General features: G+C 64.1%; 17 protein-coding genes and 1 pseudogene. 8 read left to right on the top strand and 10 right to left on the bottom strand.

Annotated elements, in window-relative coordinates:
- Positions 1-3 precede the first annotated feature (3 nt).
- The 7 genes from EJ075_RS22590 to purU all read left to right on the top strand — a co-directional run bounded on the left by EJ075_RS22590 (position 4) and on the right by purU (position 6,241).
- Entirely contained in the window at positions 4-1,008 is a 1,005-nt protein-coding gene (locus EJ075_RS22590) for an ABC transporter permease (RefSeq protein WP_245457993.1), read from the top strand.
- Complete coding sequence (locus tag EJ075_RS22595) at positions 1,005-1,787, top strand: ATP-binding cassette domain-containing protein (protein ID WP_164547311.1); 783 nt, start codon at positions 1,005-1,007, stop codon at positions 1,785-1,787. Before EJ075_RS22590 ends, EJ075_RS22595 begins: the two co-directional genes overlap by 4 nt.
- A gap of 16 nt (positions 1,788-1,803) precedes the next feature.
- On the top strand, positions 1,804-2,985 hold the full coding sequence (locus EJ075_RS22600) for an aldose 1-epimerase family protein (protein ID WP_095482638.1): 1,182 nt from the start codon (positions 1,804-1,806) through the stop codon (positions 2,983-2,985).
- A gap of 91 nt (positions 2,986-3,076) precedes the next feature.
- A complete protein-coding gene (locus EJ075_RS22605) occupies positions 3,077-4,165 on the top strand; it encodes a fatty acid desaturase family protein (protein ID WP_126105805.1) in 1,089 nt (362 codons plus the stop codon).
- A 45-nt stretch (positions 4,166-4,210) separates the two neighbouring features.
- Positions 4,211-4,525, top strand: coding sequence for a MocE family 2Fe-2S type ferredoxin (locus EJ075_RS22610; protein WP_095482636.1), 315 nt, complete (start codon positions 4,211-4,213; stop codon positions 4,523-4,525).
- Between the two features lie 37 nt (positions 4,526-4,562).
- Positions 4,563-5,363 carry a 3-methyl-2-oxobutanoate hydroxymethyltransferase gene (locus EJ075_RS22615; RefSeq protein ID WP_095482635.1) on the top strand — a complete coding sequence of 267 codons (801 nt, stop codon included), beginning with the start codon at positions 4,563-4,565 and terminating at the stop codon, positions 5,361-5,363.
- Between the two features lie 29 nt (positions 5,364-5,392).
- Positions 5,393-6,241 carry a formyltetrahydrofolate deformylase gene (gene purU, locus EJ075_RS22620; RefSeq protein ID WP_126107422.1) on the top strand — a complete coding sequence of 283 codons (849 nt, stop codon included), beginning with the start codon at positions 5,393-5,395 and terminating at the stop codon, positions 6,239-6,241.
- Positions 6,242-6,258: 17 nt separating this feature from the next.
- Here purU and hutH read toward each other — a convergent pair whose 3' ends face one another.
- Both hutH and EJ075_RS22630 read right to left on the bottom strand, forming a co-directional pair.
- Complete coding sequence (gene hutH / locus EJ075_RS22625; RefSeq protein WP_126105806.1) at positions 6,259-7,740, bottom strand: histidine ammonia-lyase; 1,482 nt, start codon at positions 7,738-7,740, stop codon at positions 6,259-6,261.
- Positions 7,737-8,738: an ornithine cyclodeaminase family protein gene (locus EJ075_RS22630; protein ID WP_126105807.1), complete on the bottom strand. Its 1,002-nt coding sequence runs from the start codon at positions 8,736-8,738 to the stop codon at positions 7,737-7,739. Before EJ075_RS22630 ends, hutH begins: the two co-directional genes overlap by 4 nt.
- A gap of 200 nt (positions 8,739-8,938) precedes the next feature.
- Between EJ075_RS22630 and EJ075_RS22635 the strand changes: the two are divergent.
- Positions 8,939-10,373: pseudogene (locus tag EJ075_RS22635) on the top strand (DHA2 family efflux MFS transporter permease subunit).
- Between the two features lie 218 nt (positions 10,374-10,591).
- Here the strand turns inward: EJ075_RS22635 and EJ075_RS22640 are convergent.
- Genes EJ075_RS22640 through EJ075_RS22675 form a run of 8 tightly spaced genes read right to left on the bottom strand, consistent with a single transcriptional unit; the run spans position 10,592 to position 17,696 of the window.
- On the bottom strand, positions 10,592-11,479 hold the full coding sequence (locus tag EJ075_RS22640) for an amidohydrolase (protein ID WP_164547312.1): 888 nt from the start codon (positions 11,477-11,479) through the stop codon (positions 10,592-10,594).
- Positions 11,479-12,555: a VWA domain-containing protein gene (locus EJ075_RS22645; protein WP_206437572.1), complete on the bottom strand. Its 1,077-nt coding sequence runs from the start codon at positions 12,553-12,555 to the stop codon at positions 11,479-11,481. Before EJ075_RS22645 ends, EJ075_RS22640 begins: the two co-directional genes overlap by 1 nt.
- Positions 12,556-12,608: 53 nt before the next feature.
- Positions 12,609-13,490: a MoxR family ATPase gene (locus EJ075_RS22650; protein WP_126105810.1), complete on the bottom strand. Its 882-nt coding sequence runs from the start codon at positions 13,488-13,490 to the stop codon at positions 12,609-12,611.
- A gap of 9 nt (positions 13,491-13,499) precedes the next feature.
- Positions 13,500-14,510 carry a molybdopterin cofactor-binding domain-containing protein gene (locus EJ075_RS34045; protein WP_126105811.1) on the bottom strand — a complete coding sequence of 337 codons (1,011 nt, stop codon included), beginning with the start codon at positions 14,508-14,510 and terminating at the stop codon, positions 13,500-13,502.
- 1 nt (position 14,511) lies between these two features.
- Positions 14,512-15,879, bottom strand: coding sequence for a xanthine dehydrogenase family protein molybdopterin-binding subunit (locus tag EJ075_RS34050; protein ID WP_126105812.1), 1,368 nt, complete (start codon positions 15,877-15,879; stop codon positions 14,512-14,514).
- A 14-nt stretch (positions 15,880-15,893) separates the two neighbouring features.
- Positions 15,894-16,376, bottom strand: coding sequence for a (2Fe-2S)-binding protein (locus tag EJ075_RS22665; RefSeq protein ID WP_126105813.1), 483 nt, complete (start codon positions 16,374-16,376; stop codon positions 15,894-15,896).
- Between the two features lie 50 nt (positions 16,377-16,426).
- Positions 16,427-17,221 carry an FAD binding domain-containing protein gene (locus tag EJ075_RS22670; protein ID WP_126105814.1) on the bottom strand — a complete coding sequence of 265 codons (795 nt, stop codon included), beginning with the start codon at positions 17,219-17,221 and terminating at the stop codon, positions 16,427-16,429.
- A 31-nt stretch (positions 17,222-17,252) separates the two neighbouring features.
- On the bottom strand, positions 17,253-17,696 hold the full coding sequence (locus EJ075_RS22675) for an SRPBCC family protein (protein ID WP_126105815.1): 444 nt from the start codon (positions 17,694-17,696) through the stop codon (positions 17,253-17,255).
- Between the last annotated feature and the right edge of the window lie 59 nt (positions 17,697-17,755).

The following is a 17,755-nucleotide window of genomic DNA, read 5'->3' on the forward strand; positions in this document are numbered from 1 at the left end:
GTTATGACAATTGCCGCAGAAGAGGAAATGCCGGGCGTCAAGCGCAGGTCGAGCCTGATCCGCTCGCCGCAATTCTCCTCGCTCGTCATCCTCGTCGTGCTGTTGGCGGCGTTCGCTATCGCCGACGCCAACTTCCTGTCGCCGCTCAACATCTCCAACATGATGGCGTTCCTGCCCGAGCTCGGCATCATCGCCCTCGGCATGACGCTGCTTCTGACGGCGGGCGAATTCGACCTTTCGGTCGGTGCCGTGTTCGGGCTCGCGCCGGTCGTGGTCATGCTTCTGGTGCAGAGCGGCCAGGTTGATATCGGTGTGGCGCTGCTTGCCGGGCTGTTGTTATGCGTGGCGATCGGGGCCATCAACGGATTGATCGTCACCAAGATCGGTATCTCCTCCTTCCTGGTGACGCTGTCGATGCTGCTTGTGGTGCGAGGGGCGGCGCTCTACATCACACAAGGCTTCCCGCTGAAATCCTGGGACCAGCCCGGCTTTTTCGTGACGCTGCTGGCTGGGAGCTTCAACATCGGCTCATTCCGGTTCTACACCTCGTTGTGGTGGTTCGTCGGCCTGTCGCTGCTGGCGATCTACGTGCTGCACTACGCCAAGCTCGGCAACTGGATCAGCGCCGTCGGCTCCAATCGGAATGCGGCGGTGGCGCGCGGCGTGCCGGCCGATGCGGTCAAGATCTGGCTGTTCATCCTGACCTCGGTGCTGGCGGGTCTGGCCGGCATGATCAGCGCCTTCCGCATCTCGGCTGCCTCGCCGGTGGCCGGCACCGGCTACGAACTCGAAGTGATCGCCATGGTGGTGGTCGGCGGCACGGCGCTGACCGGCGGGCGCGGCACGATCCTGGGCACGATCGTCGGCGCGCTGATGCTGCGCAGCATCCGCAACGGCATCGTGCTGATCGGCGTGCCGGGGCTCGCCTACAACATCTTCGTCGGCGTCATCATCCTCGCCATGCTCATCCTGCACGCTTTGCTGCAGAAGAACGCCGCCAGGAGCTGATCATGGAAGTGCTTCGGCTGCAGAACCTGCAAAAGTCCTTCGGTAGCGTCCGCGCCCTGAAGAGCGCCTCCTTCACACTCAACGAGGGCGAGGTGGTGGCTCTGCTCGGCGACAATGGCGCCGGCAAATCCACCCTGATCAAGGCGATCTCCGGCGTGTTCCCTGTTGACCGCGGCGAGATCTATGTGCGCAGCCAGAAGGTCTCCATCCGCTCGACGCGCGACGCGATGGATCTCGGCATCGAGACCATCCACCAGGATACGTCGCTGGCGCCGGATCTCAGCATCGCGCGCAATCTGTTTCTCGGTCGCGAGCCGGTCAATCTCAAATGGTTGGGCGTGTTCGCGCCGCTCGACCTCGCCAAGTTGCGCGACGCCGCCTCGGCACTTTTGAAGCGCGTCGGCATCTCGAAAAAGCTCGACGCCGATGCGCTGGTCAGCACGCTGTCGGGTGGCGAGCGCCAGTCGATCGCCATTTCGCGGGCCATGCAGTTCGCCGCCAAGGTCATCATCCTCGACGAGCCGACCAATAATCTCGGTGTCGAGGAAACACATGGCGTGCTGCGCTTCGTCAAGGAGGTCCGCGCAGCCGGTCATTCGGTGCTTTTGATCACCCACAATATCCACCATGTCTTCCAGGTCGCCGACCGCATCATCGTCATGCGCCGCGGCGAGATTGTCGCTGAGCAGACGGTCGCCGATACCGACCTGTTGACGGTGGAGAGCATCATCACCGGCGCCGACATGTCGGCCCTGCTCAAGGAGACGAGAGCGAAGTGAAGGAATTGGCCGTCACATGGTAGAGCTTTACGGCAAGACGCTTTCGCGCCGGCAGGTCTCGGAACGCTCCGGCATGCTGTCGCAATTCGCCGGCGTGCGGCTGATGACGCTCGGCGACGGCGTGGAGCGAGGCATCCGCATGCTCGAATTTCGCACCGGCTCGGGATTGCGCTTCACCGCGCTCGTCGACCGGGCGCTCGATATCGCCGACTGCGACTTTAGGGGACAGGCGATCGGCTGGCATTCGCCGAGCGGCTTTCGCCATCCCGGCCTGCACGAGTACGAAGGCGAGGAGGGGCTCGCCTGGGCGCGGTCATTTTCCGGACTGCTGCTCACTTGCGGTCTAGATCATATTCTGTTCATGGATGAAGTGCCGGCCGACAGCTACAATTATCCGGCGAAGAAGACGGTGCGCCATTCGCTGCATGGCCGCGTCAGCACCATTCCGGCGCGGCTGACCGGTTATGGCGAGACATGGGACGGCGACCGCTGCGTGCTGTGGGCCGAGGCTATCGTCCAGCAGTCGACGGTGTTCGGCGAGGACCTGCATCTGCTGCGGCGGATCGAGGCCGATGTCGGCGGCAACGAGATCCGGCTTTCGGACCGGGTCGTCAATCACGGCTTCAACCGCACGCCGCATATGTATTTCTACCACATCAATGTCAGCCATCCGGTGCTCGACGAGGGCTCTCGCTATCTGGCGCCGATCCGCGACGTCGTCTGGGCCGGCCATGCCGGCGAGCGCTACGAGGCGCAGAAGGTCGGCTATCGCACGGTGCCGGCGCCGCAATTGGGTTTCCAGGAACAGGTTTGGCAGCACGAGCTCGCCGCCGACGCCAAGGGCGAGGTGCCGGTGGCGGTGGTCAACGACCGTCTTGGCCTGGGCCTTGAAGTCGTCACCCGCAAGGACCAGTTGCCTTGCGCCTACGAGTGGCAGAATTTCCAGGCAGGGCAGTATGCGCTGGGCATAGAACCGTCGACGCATCATGTGCTCGGCAATCTGGCCGCGCGCGAACGCGGCGAGATGATCTGGCTGGAGCATGGCGAGAGCCGCTCCTACAATGCGGTGTTCCGGGTCCTTGACGGTGCCGACGAGATTGCGGCGGCCGAAAGCCGGATCACTGACATCGCCAGGCAGCCGCAGCAAGATTATCCGCAGCCGTCAGGCAATTTTCCGGTGCTCGGAGACAGGTCGTGATGATGGCGAGGACGATGCGAAGCACCAGTTGGGAGGCTGGGTCCGGTCGGAGCGGGGAGGGCTCGCGGCCCATCAGGATTTGGAGGTCACAATGGCTGGCACAGTGAAGCGCGACTACAGCCTGGTCGGCGAGAGCACACGCAGGGCGATCGAGACAGGGCTGGCTTCGGCCGAATGGTATCACACCGACGTCTCCCGCAAGGCAATCAAGGAGCTGATGCAACGGTCGGATGGCCCGGCGATCCGCGACACGATCATCTGGATCGTCGCCATTCTGGGCTCGGCGGCCGGTGGCGTCTATTTCTGGGGCACCTGGTGGTGTGTGCCGTTCTTCTTCGTCTACGGCGTGCTCTACGGCTCCTCCAGCGACTCACGCTGGCATGAATGCGGCCATGGCACTGCCTTCCGCACGCGCTGGATGAACGATGTGGTCTACCAGATCGCCAGCTTCATGCTGATGCGCAATCCCGTGACCTGGCGCTGGAGCCATGCCAGACACCACACCGATACCATCATCGTCGGACGCGATGCCGAGATCGCCGTGATGCGCCCGCCGGACGTTTTGCGCGCAGCGCTCGCTTTCACCGGTATTCTTGATTTTCGCTATTCGCTTCCGGCGCTGGTACGCCAAGCGTTCGGCAAGCTCACGCCCGACGAGAAAAGCTACGTTCCCGAGATGGAACAGCACAAGGCCGTCATCGCCGCGCGCTGGCATGTCGCCATCTATGTCGCCACGATTGCGCTCGCCCTCACCATGCGGTCGTGGGTGCCGCTGGTGCTCATCGGCGTGCCGCGCCTCTACGGCACCTGGCACATGGTGCTGACCGGCCTGCTGCAGCACATCGGCCTGGCCGACAACGTGATCGACCACCGGCTCAACACCCGCACCGTATACATGAATCCGATTAGCCGCTTCATCTACTGGAACATGAACTACCATGTGGAGCATCACATGTTCCCGATGGTGCCCTATCATGCGCTGCCCAGGCTGCATGAGTTGATCAAGCACGATTTGCCGGAGCCGAACCCGTCGATGTGGCATGCCTATCGCGAGGTTTGGCCGGTCCTCCTCAGGCAGCTCAGATATGAGGATTATTTCCTCAAGCGTGAGCTGCCGCCGACGGCGCGGCCCTATCGTGGCGAGTTCCACGAGGTGAACATGTCAGCGGCGGCGGAATAGGCACTGCACACCCGCCGCATTACAGAAAATTCAGGAGAAGTAGAGATGGCCGATTGGGTCGAAGCGTGCGCCGTGGACGATGTCGAAGAAGAGGATGTCATCCGCTTCGACCATGGCGGCCGCACCTTCGCGATCTACCGTTCCCCTGACGACGAATTCTTCGCCACCGACGGGTTTTGCACGCATGAGAAGGCCCATCTGGCCGACGGGCTTGTCATGGACGACATCATCGAATGCCCCAAGCACAATGGCCGCTTCAATTACAAGACCGGCCAGGCCAAGGGGGCTCCCGTCTGCGTCAATCTTGTGACCTACCCGGTCAAGGTCGAGGCCGGTAAGGTGATGATCCAGATCGCCTGACCGGCCTTCCATTCACGCAACAAAGGGACCAAACTCGATGAGCCGTAAAAGACCCACGATCGCCGATCTGCGCGCCATGAAGGGCAAGCGGCAACTGACCATGCTGCGCGTGTTGACGATGGATGAGGCCGAGGCCGCCGAAAGGGCTGGGATCGATATCGTCTCGGTGCCGCCGGAGCTGGTGCTCAACCCGCAATACCGCGATGCCGCACCCAGCCTGTTCACCATGCCGGGCGACAATTTCTACGAGATCGGCACAGCCGACGATTTCGTGCGCTGGGCGTTCCGGCTCTACAAGGCGAGCGCCGACGCGGTCTATTGCAGCGCTGGTTATGCCACCGTCAAACGGCTGGCCGATGACAATATACCGGTGATCGGCCATGTCGGACTCATTCCATCCCGCGCGACCTGGACCGGTGGCTTCAAGGCCGTCGGCAAGACCGCCGACAGCGCCATGCAGATTTTCGAGGCAGTCAAGCAGTATGAGGCCGCAGGTGCTGTCGGCGCCGAGATCGAAGTGGTGCCGGTCGAGGTGGCCAAGGCGATTTCGGAACGGACGTCGCTGATCATGCTGTCGATGGGAGCGGGCACCGGCTGCGACGCGCAGTATCTGTTCGCCGACGACATCCTTGGCCAGAACCGCGGCCACATGCCCCGCCATTCCAAGGTCTACCGCAATTTCGCCGCTGAATATGACCGCCTGCAGGCGGAACGCATCGCCGCTTTTTCCGAATATGTCGCCGACGTGAACAGCTTGGCCTATCCCGAAGACAAGCATGTGGTGCATATGGACCCGGACCAACTCGGTCTGTTCATGAAAAGGGTCGACGGCGCGTGAAACCTGACGGCAATGCTGCAACTGGCGATATGAAGCCGGTTCATATTCTCACTCTTTCGTGTGAAGACCGGCCGGGGGTCGTTGCCGCCGTCACCACCGAGCTTGCCGCGAACGGCGCCAACATCGCCGAAAGCAGCCAGTTCTGGGACCGGCAGAGCAATCGCTTTTTCATGCGGATCGCCTTCACCAGCCCGGCAGGCTCGACGAAGGACGATCTGGAGCGAGCCCTGAAATCGTCCGTCGACCGGTTCGGGATGAAGACCGCGCTGGTCGATCAGGCTCGTCGCCCGAAGATCATCGCCATGGTTTCGAAGTTCGACCATGCGCTTCTCCATCTGCTTTACCAGATCAGGGTCGGCTGGCTGAATGCACAGGTCGCCGCCGTCGTCTCCAATCATGAAGACGCCCGGCGCTTCGCCGAGATGGAAGGCATCCCCTACCACCATTGGCCCACGACCAGGGAAAACAAGGCCGAACAGGAGCAGAAGCTGCTGGACCTGGTGCAGGAGACGGGGTCCGAGCTCGTCGTCCTGGCGCGCTACATGCAGGTGTTTTCGAAGGGACTATCCGACCGGCTTTACGGGCGGGCGATCAACATCCACCATTCCTTCCTGCCAAGCTTCAAGGGCGCAAAGCCGTATCACCAGGCCTTCGACCGCGGCGTCAAGCTGATCGGCGCGACAGCGCATTACGTGACATCCGATCTCGACGAAGGCCCGATCATCGAACAGGAAACCGAGCGCGTCACCCATGCGATGAGCGCGGAGGATTTCGTGGCCGTCGGCCGCGACATCGAAAGCCGCGTGCTGGCGCGGGCCGTCAAGCTGCATCTTGAAGCCCGCGTCATGCTCAACGGCCACAAGACAATCGTCTTTTGACGAGCGGTCGCTCGGCGCTACGCCTGCCACGATCCGCTGGCGAGCGCTGCGTAAATCGCCTCGGCATCGATGCCCTGGGGCCTGTCCTCGTTGAGCGGCAGGACAAGCGCGCGCACCGCCGCATGAATCGCGGCAGTCGCCGGCCCCAGCGTCAGCCCGTTGCGCAGGTCTACGGCCTGTGCGGCGGCCATCAGCTCGAAGGCGATCAGCCGCTGCCACAGCACGATCATCTCGGCGCATTTGGAGACGGCCAGCGGTGCTTGCGTCGCATGGTCCTCGACGCCTTCCGAGACCGAGAGGAAATCGAGCATCACCGGATTGGCCTTGTGGCGGATGGCGACGAGGATCGCGCTCACCGTCTTTTGCAGCGGCACGAAACCGGCCGAAGCACCGCCGACCGGCGACAGATATTTGGGCAGGCCGTTGCGGCCTGAACCGGTGAGTTGGACGAAGCGAGCAGCACAGGCAGCCGCACATTGAGCGATGGCGAGGCCAAGCGTCTCGAAGGCCAGTGACAGCGACGGGGTGTGGAAATTGCCGGTCGACAGCACCATGTCGTCATCGCCCAGTACCAGCGGGTTGTCGGCGGCGGCGTTGAGCTCGATCTCGACGGCTTGCCTGGCCTGATCGATTGCCTGCAACAGTGCGCCATGGATCGATGGCATGCAGCGGATCGACAGCGGGTCCTGCAAGGTCGTCGGCATCGGCGCCTTGTCGCGGGCCAGCAGATCGCGCAAGCCTTGCGCGGCCCGCTGCTGGCCAGCGGCCGGTCGCGCCGCCTGCAAGCGCGGATCGAGGATCGTCTGGTTGGCGCCGGTGCCTTCCATGGTCAACGCGCCCGCCTGCTGTTGTTGTGCGAAGGCGGACAGTGCGTCGGCCACCGCCAGCGCGCCGCTGCCGGCGGACACCGCCAAGGCGCTTATCAGCGACAGCCCGTCCTTGGGGGCGAGGCTGGCGGGGGCGAGGCGCGCCATTGCCAGCGCCTTGGCCGCCGGCATGCGCCGGCCCTGAAAGTCGGCTTCGCCGTCGCCGGTCAGCATGCGGCCAAGCGTTGCCATCAGCACAAGGTCGCTGTCGCCGATCGAGCCCAGCGACGGCATCACGGGATGCACGCCGGCATTGAGCGCGTCGATGAGTGCGACGAAAACCTCCGATGAAATGCCTGAACCGCCGGCCGAAAACATCGCCGCGCGGGCAAGCATCGTCGCCCGCACGATGTCTTGCGGCAGCGCGTCACCCACCGCACCACTACGCCCTTCCAGCAATTGGCGCTGGAAGGCGCTGGCGTCGCCGCTGATTGACGCGCCGAGATTAGCGCCGAGACCGGTGTTGAGCCCATAGATCGGCTGGCCCGAAGCGGCGACGCGATCGAGCACCTTGCGCGCTCTTTCCAGCCTATCGATGACAATGGATGCCACCTCGACCTTGCGTCCGTCGCGGGCAACCGCCGCGACATCCTCGACCCTGATGTCGGCCCCGGTGAGGATGAGCGCACTCATGCGAAGCGCAGCCGCTGGCCGATGCCTTGCGCCTGCGCCTTGGCCAGCATCGCCTTGCCCAACGCGATGTCGGAGAGCGACAGGCCGCGATGCCAGAACAGGATCGTCTCGTCGTCGCTCTCACGCCCCGGCTTGAGGCCGGCGGCGATCTGGCCAAGCTCGGCGTGCAGCGTCTGTTCGCTCAGGCGTCCGGTTTCGACATGGGCGCGCAGCGAGCCGAATTTGCCGCCCTTGCACTGGCCCCAGTCGTCGACGACGATCTTGGCCATGATGTCGGTCAGCGACAATTCCACCGCGCTCATCGTGCCGTAGGGCATCACCAGCGCGCCGGGCTTGATCCATTGCGTCCTCAGCAACGGCTGCGGTTCCAGCAGCCGCGAGGCCTCGACGACGATGTCGGCTCCTTCGACGCAAGCGCGCCAGTCGGTGACCGCCGTGACCTTCTTGCCGAGATCGGCGGATAGCTTTGCGGCAAAGCCGTCGCGGCTTTCGGGCCGGCGCGAATGAACGCGGATCTCGTCGAAATCGAAGAGATGGTCGAGCAGGCGCACGTTCCAGTACGCGGTGCCGCGCGCGCCGACATGGCCGAGGATCTTCGATGTCTTTTTCGCCAGATGCTTTGCGCCGATGGCGGTGACGGCGCCGGTGCGCATATCGGTGATCACGGTGGCATCGAGGATGGCACGCGGCGTGCCGGTGCGCGGATCGAACAGGTTGAGGATGCCGAATTCCGACGGCAGGCCGTGCAGGTAATTGTCGACATAGTCGCCGACGATCTTGACGCCGGCCGCATCGAGCGGCGCGACGTAGCCGCGCAGGACGTTGAAATGGCCGTTGAAGGACGGGTCTGGCTCGAGATGGACGCGCGGCTCGATCACCGTCTGGCCGTTGCCCTGCGCCACCAGCCCGGCCTCGACCGCTCCGATGATTTCTGCATCGGTCATATCAAGCGCTTCGATATCGAGGGCGTTGAGATAATCGATGTAGATGGGCTTCATGCGCACACAATTCCTAAGTCAGAAGAGGTTCGATGGCGAGGTTCAGTCATCGCATAACAGGTCGCGATACGACACGAAAGTTTGTTGGGCCATGTCTGGACGGCGCCGCCCAAATGCTGTTCAAACCGGTGCGTCATCGATTTGCCGGACAATTGCCTGGTTCCCAGTGGCACGGGAAAAACTCTCGTACAGTTCTGCGCATGACCGCCATTCCCGAAAACGAAGCCTTGCCCGAAAGCGCGACACAGGCGCGTCGCGTGGCGCTGATCGTCGCCGTTGCCTTCTTCATGCAGCTTCTGGATTCGACGATCATCTCGACATCGCTGCCGCAGATGGGAGAATCTTTCGGCGTGCCGGCGGTGGCGATGAGCATCGGCATCACCGTCTATATGCTGACCATGGCGGTGTTCGTGCCGCTGTCGGGCTGGCTCGCCGACCGCTTCGGCGCGCGCAACATCTTCCTCGTGGCGATCGCGCTGTTCGCGCTGGCCTCGATCGCCTGCGGCATCTCGCAGAACCTGACCCAGTTCGTCGCCGCGCGTGCGGTGCAAGGCCTGGGCAGTGCGTTGATGACGCCGGTCGGGCGAATCCTGGTGCTGCGCAACGCACCGAAGTCCGAGCTGCTCAATGCCACGGCGCTGATCACCTGGCCGGCGCTGTTCGCGCCGGTGATCGGGCCGGTGCTCGGCGGCTTCATCACCACCTATCTGTCCTGGCACTGGAATTTCTTCATCAACATTCCGCTCGGCGTGGCCGGTCTGGCGCTGGTCGCCCGCTTCATCCCCGGCGACCGCGAGTCCGAGACCAAACCGCTCGATTGGCCAGGTTTCTTTTTGACCTCGGTCGGGCTTGCTTGCCTGCTTTACGGTCTCGAGCGCATCGCGCATGCGGAAGACGGCACCTTGCCGACCGTGGCGCTGCTTGTGGCCGGCACCTTGATCGGCTGGCTGGCGGTGCGGCATCTCGCGCGCACAAAAAATCCGCTGCTCGATCTCACAGCGTTCAAGGTGCAGACTTTCGCCCTATCGACGCTGTCGGCTTGGGACCATTTTCCGGATCGCCATCAACGCCACGCCGTTCCTGCTGCCGCTTTTGTTCCAGGTCGGCTTCGGGCTGAGCCCGGTGGATGCCGGCATGCTGATCCTCGCCTATTTCCTAGGTAATCTCGGCATGAAGGCGGTGACGACACCGACGCTGAAGCGCTTCGGCTTCCGTTCTGTGCTGGTCATCAACGGCGTGATCGCATCGCTGTCGATCATGGCCTGCGCGGCGATCTCGCCGCAGACCCCGCAAGCGCTGGTGGTGGCGCTGATGCTGATCGCCGGATTGTCGCGTTCGATGCAGTTCACTGCACTCAACACGCTGGCCTTCGCTGATGTGGCCCCGCCGCAGCGCAGCTCGGCGGCGACGCTGTCCAGCATGCTGCAGCAGGTGGCGATGCTGTTCGGCGTGGCGATCGCCGCGGCGCTGCTCAACCTGTCGCAGATCGCGAGGGGCGGGCCGGCGCTCGACCTCATAGACTTCCGCCTCGCCTTCCTGGCGATCGGCGCTATCGGGCTCGCGGCCTCGTTCCGCTTCCTGGCGCTGCCGCCGGCCGCGGGCGCCGAGGTCTCGGGTCATCATCCGCAGAATTGATACCGAAACTCTGCGGCGGAGGAGCTTTTTTCCTTCTCCCCTTGTGGGAGAAGGTGGATCGGCGCACTAGCGCCGAGACGGATGAGGGGTGCTGGAAGAAACGCAGCGTAAAAAAAATCGAGGGATTTTAAGTGCTTAGTTCTTCAAGATAGCGATCCTTCCAGCACCCCTCATCCGACCGAGCTTCGCTCGGCCACCTTCTCCCCACAGGCGCCGCGCTACGCTGGCCTATACACCTTCTCCGCCGTATTCCAGAAGATATCCGCCTCGGCGGCCGCGCCGTGCTTGGCCACCGCCTCCCGGTGCGCCTTGATCAGTTCGGCGTGGCTGGTCCAAAGTTTCTCGATCGGGAAGTTCGAGCCGAACATCAGATGATCGCTGCCGAGCATGTCGATCGCGTTGTCGACGATGTAAGCGATCAGCGCCGGGTCGTTGCGGTGGACGAAGGTGCCGAGGCCGGAGAGCTTGGCATAGAGATTGGGCGCCGCCGACAGGGTGCGCACTCCGGTCTTCCAGGCCTCCGTGGTCTCCGGGTCCATGCCGGTCAGCATGCCGGCATGGGTGAGGATGAAATTCGTTTCCGGGTTCTCTGCGACAAGCGTCAGCCCGTCCTTCATCTGGGCCGGGAAAAGCTGCAGGTCGAAGGACAGGCCATAGTCCTTCAGCCGCGCCACATTGGCCCGCACCTTCGGGTCGACGACTTGATCGGGCGCGGCGGCGAAGCGGAAGGCCGGCGTTTCGTGCCAGTGCAGCTGCATGCGCACGCCGCGCAGCAGCGGATATTTTTTCAAGCGATCGATCTGGGGGCGGACATCGTCCACCGTCATGTCGGCATAGCCGACGATGGCATGCGGCCAGCCGGTTTCGTCAGCTGTCTTCTGCAGGAAGGCGACTTCGGTCTCGAAATCCTCCTTCGCCCAGTTGGTCTGGACATAGACCGCCTTCTCGACGCCCGAGCCTTGCTGGTCGGCGAGAAATTCCTCGATCGGATAGTCGCGGCGGATCGGTTCATAAGGTCCGAAGATGCGCGGCACCATCGGCCCGCGCAGCCAGGGCTGATCCTTTTGGCGCCAGATGTGGAAATGCGCGTCGATCGCCTTTTGCATCATGAAACCCTTTTCCAGATTGCCGCGGCCGCCGGGGCAGGGCGGGCGAGCGACAGGATGAAATCGGTGAGACCCGAGATCGACGAGCCATCGACCAGATCGTCGAGCACCGGCAGGATGGCGCGCAGAGCTGCCGTGGCCGGCTGGAAACGCGGGTCGCCGGCCAGTGGTGTCGCCAGCGAAAGCCGGAAGGCGCGGGCGCTCAGCCGGCGCATCGCCATTTCCAGCTCGGCATGATCGCCGCGCTCCAGCGCGTCGGACAGGATGACGACCGCCGCCCCGCGCGCGAAAGCGGAAAAGCGCGGCACCGACAGGAAGGCGAGCAGCGTCGGTCCCATACGGGTGCCGCCATCCCAGTCATCGACCAGCGCTGCCACGCGGGCGAGCGCCTGGTCGCGGTCGCGTGTGCGCAACGCCCCGGTGATGCGGGTCAGCCGCGTGCCGAAGGTGAAAATTTCAGCCCGGTCCGCACCTTGCACCGCTGCATGCGCCAGTTTGAGATAATCCGATGTGTGTAGCTTCATCGAGCCTGACACATCGATCAGGATCAGCAGCTTACGCGGCACCGTCTGCCGGCGGCGCAGCAGCGGCGATGGCACGTCGCCATCGGCGCTGACGATTTCCCGCAGCGACCGGCGCAGATCGAGCTTGCCGCGCGCATGCGTGCGCACGGTGCGGAAGGAGCGGCGGGCGGGCAAGGCGGCGGAAAGCTTGCGGCGGAAGGCGGCAAGCCCGTCGCCGTCACGCTGAAAGTCGCGGGCGCTCAACCGTTCGGCGCCGGACGACAGCTCGCCACCATCCGCCTGGCGCGCCACCTCGCTCTCTTCATCGCTGGAACCGCCGTCGTCCTTGATGCGGGTTTCCTCGTCCGCTTCGCCTTCGACCACAGCCGCGGTGTTGCCATAGAAATGGCTTTGGAAATGAGCCTCGAATTCATCGCGGCGGTCGGGCGGCGGCGCCAGCGTGGCAAGGGCCGCCTCGTGGATATCGGTCATAGAGCGCGGGCCAAGCAGCGTCACCGCCTGCATGAAGCCGGACACCTGCTCGGGCGCCACCGGAAAGCCATAGCGGCGCAGCAGCCGTCCGAAGCCGAGCAAGGGCGCAGCGGCCCGGGGCAAGGCTGTGGCGCTCACGCCAGTGCCTCCTCGACGATCCGGCCAAGCTCAGGCGCGATGTAGGACAGATCCTCCTCGTCCTTGATCAGCACGCCGATGGCGCGGCGGAACGCTTCCGGCCACGGGCTGCCGCCTTTTTCGAGGATCGTCGCGGCGTTCGCCCATTCGACCGCTTCGGCGATGCCCGGCGGTTTGGCCAGCGGGCGGGCGCGGATGTCGCGCACGGCAGAAGCCACGGCACGTGCGGTCGCCTCGGCGACTTCACCGGCGCGCAGCATGATGATCTCGGCCTCGCGCTCGGCGCCTGGATAGGTGATCCAGTGGTAGACGCAGCGACGCCGCAGCGCTTCCGCCAGTTCGCGGGTGCGGTTCGAGGTCAGGATGACCATCGGCTGCGCCGTCGCGCGGATGGTGCCGCGCTCGGGAATGCTGATCTGGAAATCGGAAAGGAATTCCAGGAGCAGCGCTTCGAACTCATGGTCCGAGCGATCGATCTCGTCGACCAGCAGCACGCGTTTTTCCGGCGCCTTCAGCACCTGCAGCAGCGGCCGCGCGATCAGAAAACGGTCGTCATAGATGTCGACCTCATGCTCGCCGGCATGGCGGATTGCGAGCAACTGGCGCTGGTAGTTCCATTCGTAGAGCGCATGCGCGGCATCGATGCCCTCATAGCATTGCAGCCGCACCAGATCGCGCCCGAGCAGCTCGGCTATCGCCTTCGCCGCTTCCGTCTTGCCGACGCCGGGCGCGCCTTCGAGCAGCAGCGGCTTGCCCAGCCTGATCGCCAGGAAGATGGCGGTCGCCAGGCTCTCGTCCGCCAGATAGCGCGAAGCGGCGAGGCGCGATGCCACCGCCTCCGGCGAGGTCGCGACAGTTTCGGCGCTTCTCTTGGGCATTTCCAACACTCAGTTTGGCGCGCCGGCTTGCGCCTTCAGCGCCCGTAGGATGCGCTCCGGTGTGATCGGCAGCGTGTCGATGCGCACGCCGACGGCGTCGAAGACGGCGTTGGCGACCGCCGGGATTTGCGGGTTGGCGCACATCTCGCCCGGCCCCTTGGCGCCGTACGGGCCGTCGGTCGAGGGCCGTTCCAGCACGATGATCTCGGTTTGCGCAAGATCGCCCGGTCCCGGCATCAGATATTGGTTGAAGTCGGTGCCGCCATGATCGCGATTGGGATAATAGGGTTCGGTCGTCTCGTAGAGCGCGTGGCTGATGCCCATCCACGAGCCGCCGACAAGCTGCTGCTCGACCATTTTCGGGTTCAGCGCGCGGCCGATCTCAAAAACGTTCTTGACCGTCAGCACGGTGACCTCGCCGGTCTCGTCATCAACCTCGACCTCCGCCACCGTGCAGGCATGCGCATAGCAGGTCGACGGCTTCATCGCGCCGGTCTCTTTTTCGGGGTACGAGCGCGGGATGAGGAACATGCCACGGCCGGAAATCGAGCGGCCGCGCTTGAAATGCGCCGACAGCGCGACATCGAAGATCGAGATCGATTTCTGCGGCGCGCCCTTGACGAGGATGTTGCCCTGGCCGTCGGTCTCGAGGTCCGAGGCATTCACTTCCAGCTCCTCGGCCGCCACTTCCAGCATCACCTGGCGGGCTTCCCTGGCCGCCTGGATGACGGCGTTGCCGGCGCGATGCGTGCCGCGCGAGGCGAAGGTGCCCATGCAGTGCGGGCCGGTGTCGGTGTCGGCGGTGTCGACGACGACGCGTTCGGTCGGCACGCCGATCGTCTCGGCGCAGATCTGCGCCATGATCTGCTTCATGCCCTGGCCGAGATCGACGCTGGAAAGCGTGACCATGAAATTGCCGGTCGGGGTCGAATGCACCAGGGCCTGGGTTGGGTCGCCGCCGAGATTCATGCCGGTGGGGTAGTTGATCGCGGCAACGCCGCGTCCGCGCCTGATCGCCATCTCAAGCTCCCTTCGCGTAGGAGGACATGGCCAGATATTTTTCCGCCACCGGCCAGTTGGCGACGCGCGACGCTTCCTGCATACACTCGATCAGCGCGGCCCCTTCCGTCGGTTGGCGATGCGCTTTCATATCGCCGTCGCGGTAGGCATTGATGAAGCGGAATTCGAGCGGGTCCATGCCGATCAGCCGGGCGAGCTTGTCCATCTGCACCTCCAGCGCGAAGTCGCCAATGGTGACGCCGAAGCCGCGCATGGCGGAGGAGGGCGTGCGGTTGGTGTAGACGCAATAGGTGTCGATCCAGACATTCGGGATCGTGTAGGGGCCGGGATAGTGGCCAGCGCCCTTCTGCGCGCCATAGGGCGAATGGCGCGAATAGGCGCCGGCATCGGTGTAGCCGGTGACCTTGCGGACGACGATGCGGCCGTCCTTCATGACGCCGTCCTTGATGACGACCTTTTCAGCAGCGCGCGGCGAGGAAATCTGCATCTCCTCCTCACGGCTGTAGATGAAGGAGACCGGACGCCCGGTCAGCTTGGCGCCGAGGATGGCGATCGGCTCGACAATGACGTCGACCTTGCCGCCAAAGCCGCCACCGACGGTGCCGCCGACGAAATGCAGCTTGTTGCCGGGCATCTGCAGGATGATCGAAGCGTTGTCGAGGGTGAAGAACATCGCCTGCGTGTTGGTGTAGCAGGTGAAGCGATCATTGCCCTCGGGCGCGACGATGCAGCCTGTCGTCTCGGTCGGCGCGTGCTCGATCGGCGAGGATTGGTAGGTCTGTTCAAGCACGTGGTCGGCGCCGGCGAAGCCCGCCTCGACATCGCCGAAGCGCACCTTGCGGCATTCGCCACTGTCATAGAGGTAATAGTTCTGGCCGTGATATTCGTTCACGACCGGCGCGCCGGGTTTTAGCGCCTCCTCCATGTCGAAGACGGCCGGCAGCACCTCGTAATCGACCTTGACCTTGGCGGCGGCTTCCTGGGCGGCACGCTCGGTCTCAGCCAGCACTGCCACCACCGCCTCGCCCTTCCAGCGCACCTTGCCGTCGGCCAGCACCGTCTCGTCCTCCGGCCCGATCTGGATCAGGATCAGGATGGTGTAGACATTGTGCGGCACGTCCTTGGCGGTCAGGATTTTCACCACGCCTGGATGTTTTTCCGCCTCTGATATGTCGATGCTGCGGATGCGGGCGTGATGGTGCGGACTGCGCACCATCTTCAGATGCAGCATGCCGGGAAAGTTGCGGTCGGCGAAATAGGCGGTCTTGCCAGTGACATGGCCGGGTGAGTCCGAACGCGGACGGGGTTGGCCGATCTCGTGCAGATCGTCCTTGCGCTGGTCGGCGAAATAGCTCTTGCGGAGTTCCATCTTTTTTACTCCCCTCAAGCCGCGTTCTGCGAATTGGACCGCGCGGCGGTAAGCACCGCCTGGATGATCGGCTCGTAACCGGTGCAGCGGCAGATATTTCCCGACAGCGCCTCGACTACATCCTCGCGGCTGGGGTTCGGCGTGTGGTCGAGCAGCACCTTGGCGGCCATGATCATGCCCGGTGTGCAGAAACCGCATTGGGTGGCAAAGGCATCGAGAAAGGCGCGCTGCAAGGGATGCAGAACGCCGCCTTCAGAAAGCCCCGACGTCGTGGTGATGGTCGCGCCGTTGCAGGTCTCGGCCAGCGTCAGGCAGGAAAGCCGGAGCTCACCGTCGATGATGACCGAGCAGGCGCCGCATGTGCCTTGATGGCAGCCGCCTTTCGGCGAGGTGTCGCCGATCTTGTCGCGCAGTGCATGAAGCAGCGTCGTGCCGCCGTCGATGAATTCGGCCTTCTCCGCGCCGTTGAGCGTGAACTGAACCGGGACCTTTGCCATGTTTTCCTCCTTGCGCGCAGCCAAGCAAGCGCGCGCCCCAATGAGCAATTTCAGCCGAGCAGCAGCCGGCCGAGATGGACCGATAGGACTTCGTTGCGATACCAGGCACTGGCGATCGGATCGGTGACGGGCGAGGTCCCGTCGCTGGCCGAGGCAAGTGCTGGCGCGATGCCATCGCCGGTGAGTTTCCTGCCGAGCAGCGCCTTTTCTGCCGCCTTCGCGCGCATCGGACGGTCGGCCATGCAGCCAAGCGCGATCCGCGCCGATGACACGGTGCCGTCCGGCGCCTGCTCCAGCACGGCGGCGATGCTCAGCACCGAGACGCCCTTCGGCTTGACCCGTGACACTTTCAGGAAGCGAAAGCCGCCGTCCACTGGCAAGCTGAAGCCGACCGCGGTGACGATGGCGCGGTTGCTTTCGCGTTTTGCCAGGAAGGTTTCGATCGGCAGGTCACCGCCATCGGTGCTGACGGTGGCATCCAACGCCAGCAGCGCGACGGTGAAATCGCCATAGGGCGCCGGGGCGAAGAGATTGCCGCCGACTGTCGCCATGTTGCGGATCGCCGGGCCGCCGACGGCGCGCGCCGCGCCGCTAAGCGCAGCGAGATCCGGGTGACGGGCGATCGCCGCCATGGTCACCGAAGCGCCGACGCGTACCTTGCCGCCGGAAACGGTGATGGCCGACAGCACCGGTTCGGTCGACCTGATAAGGCTGGAGGCCGAGACATCGCCTTCATTGGCGGCGCGCACGACCAGCGTGCCGCCGCCGAGATAGCGGGTGCCGGCAGCTTTCAATGCCGCATTCGCGTCCTTCACCGTCGAAAAAGTCTGCAATGTAAGCGCCATGGAACGCTCCTGTTTGTCAGCCCAATTCAGTTCAACCTTGACCGGCGAAATGATTCTTCAGGGCGTTGAAGCCGCCCTGGAAAACGTTGGCGCCCATGCCCTCGGCCAATTTGTCGGCCTCTTCCGGAGCAGCGTCGAAGCTGGCGGTCCATTCGGCATAGGTGCGGTCGCCGTCGGTCACCCGCCGCAATCGCAGTGTCGCCTTGTGATTGGTGAGCGGCTGCGGCGTCTCCAGGATGGAATAGCTGACAAGGAAATTGTCGTCGGAGAAGTCGAGCAGCCTTTCGCGGATACGGGCGCCGCTGGCGAGCTCGAAATTGCGCACGCAGCCGATCGTGCCGGCATCCTTGCCGTCCTCGATATGGCTCTCGACCATGCGCGGGTGCCAGCTCGGCAGGCCGTTGAAGTCGCGTATGCGCGCCCAGACCTTTTCGACCGGTGCGTCGATGACGCTGGAGATGGTGACTTTCGCCATATGATCGTTCCCTTGCGAATATGTATGTCGCGAGGGTAGGGCGGCGAGCCCGGCGGCGC

Origin of the sequence: Mesorhizobium sp. M6A.T.Cr.TU.016.01.1.1, from assembly GCF_003952585.1 — a bacterium.
In the GTDB taxonomy this organism is placed as follows: Bacteria; Pseudomonadota; Alphaproteobacteria; order Rhizobiales; family Rhizobiaceae; genus Mesorhizobium; species Mesorhizobium mediterraneum.

Coding starts and splice junctions, on each gene's coding strand:
- EJ075_RS22600 (WP_095482638.1), top strand. CDS start 1,804: ATGGTAGAGCTTTACGGCAAGACGCTTTCGCGCCGGCAGGTCTCGGAA.
- EJ075_RS22615 (WP_095482635.1), top strand. CDS start 4,563: ATGAGCCGTAAAAGACCCACGATCGCCGATCTGCGCGCCATGAAGGGC.
- purU (WP_126107422.1), top strand. CDS start 5,393: ATGAAGCCGGTTCATATTCTCACTCTTTCGTGTGAAGACCGGCCGGGG.
- EJ075_RS22610 (WP_095482636.1), top strand. CDS start 4,211: ATGGCCGATTGGGTCGAAGCGTGCGCCGTGGACGATGTCGAAGAAGAG.
- EJ075_RS22665 (WP_126105813.1), bottom strand. CDS start 16,376: ATGGCAAAGGTCCCGGTTCAGTTCACGCTCAACGGCGCGGAGAAGGCC.
- EJ075_RS34050 (WP_126105812.1), bottom strand. CDS start 15,879: ATGGAACTCCGCAAGAGCTATTTCGCCGACCAGCGCAAGGACGATCTG.
- EJ075_RS34045 (WP_126105811.1), bottom strand. CDS start 14,510: ATGGCGATCAGGCGCGGACGCGGCGTTGCCGCGATCAACTACCCCACC.
- EJ075_RS22630 (WP_126105807.1), bottom strand. CDS start 8,738: ATGAAGCCCATCTACATCGATTATCTCAACGCCCTCGATATCGAAGCG.
- EJ075_RS22605 (WP_126105805.1), top strand. CDS start 3,077: ATGGCTGGCACAGTGAAGCGCGACTACAGCCTGGTCGGCGAGAGCACA.
- EJ075_RS22675 (WP_126105815.1), bottom strand. CDS start 17,696: ATGGCGAAAGTCACCATCTCCAGCGTCATCGACGCACCGGTCGAAAAG.
- EJ075_RS22590 (WP_245457993.1), top strand. CDS start 4: ATGACAATTGCCGCAGAAGAGGAAATGCCGGGCGTCAAGCGCAGGTCG.
- EJ075_RS22640 (WP_164547312.1), bottom strand. CDS start 11,479: ATGCAAAAGGCGATCGACGCGCATTTCCACATCTGGCGCCAAAAGGAT.
- hutH (WP_126105806.1), bottom strand. CDS start 7,740: ATGAGTGCGCTCATCCTCACCGGGGCCGACATCAGGGTCGAGGATGTC.
- EJ075_RS22670 (WP_126105814.1), bottom strand. CDS start 17,221: ATGGCGCTTACATTGCAGACTTTTTCGACGGTGAAGGACGCGAATGCG.
- EJ075_RS22650 (WP_126105810.1), bottom strand. CDS start 13,490: ATGCCCAAGAGAAGCGCCGAAACTGTCGCGACCTCGCCGGAGGCGGTG.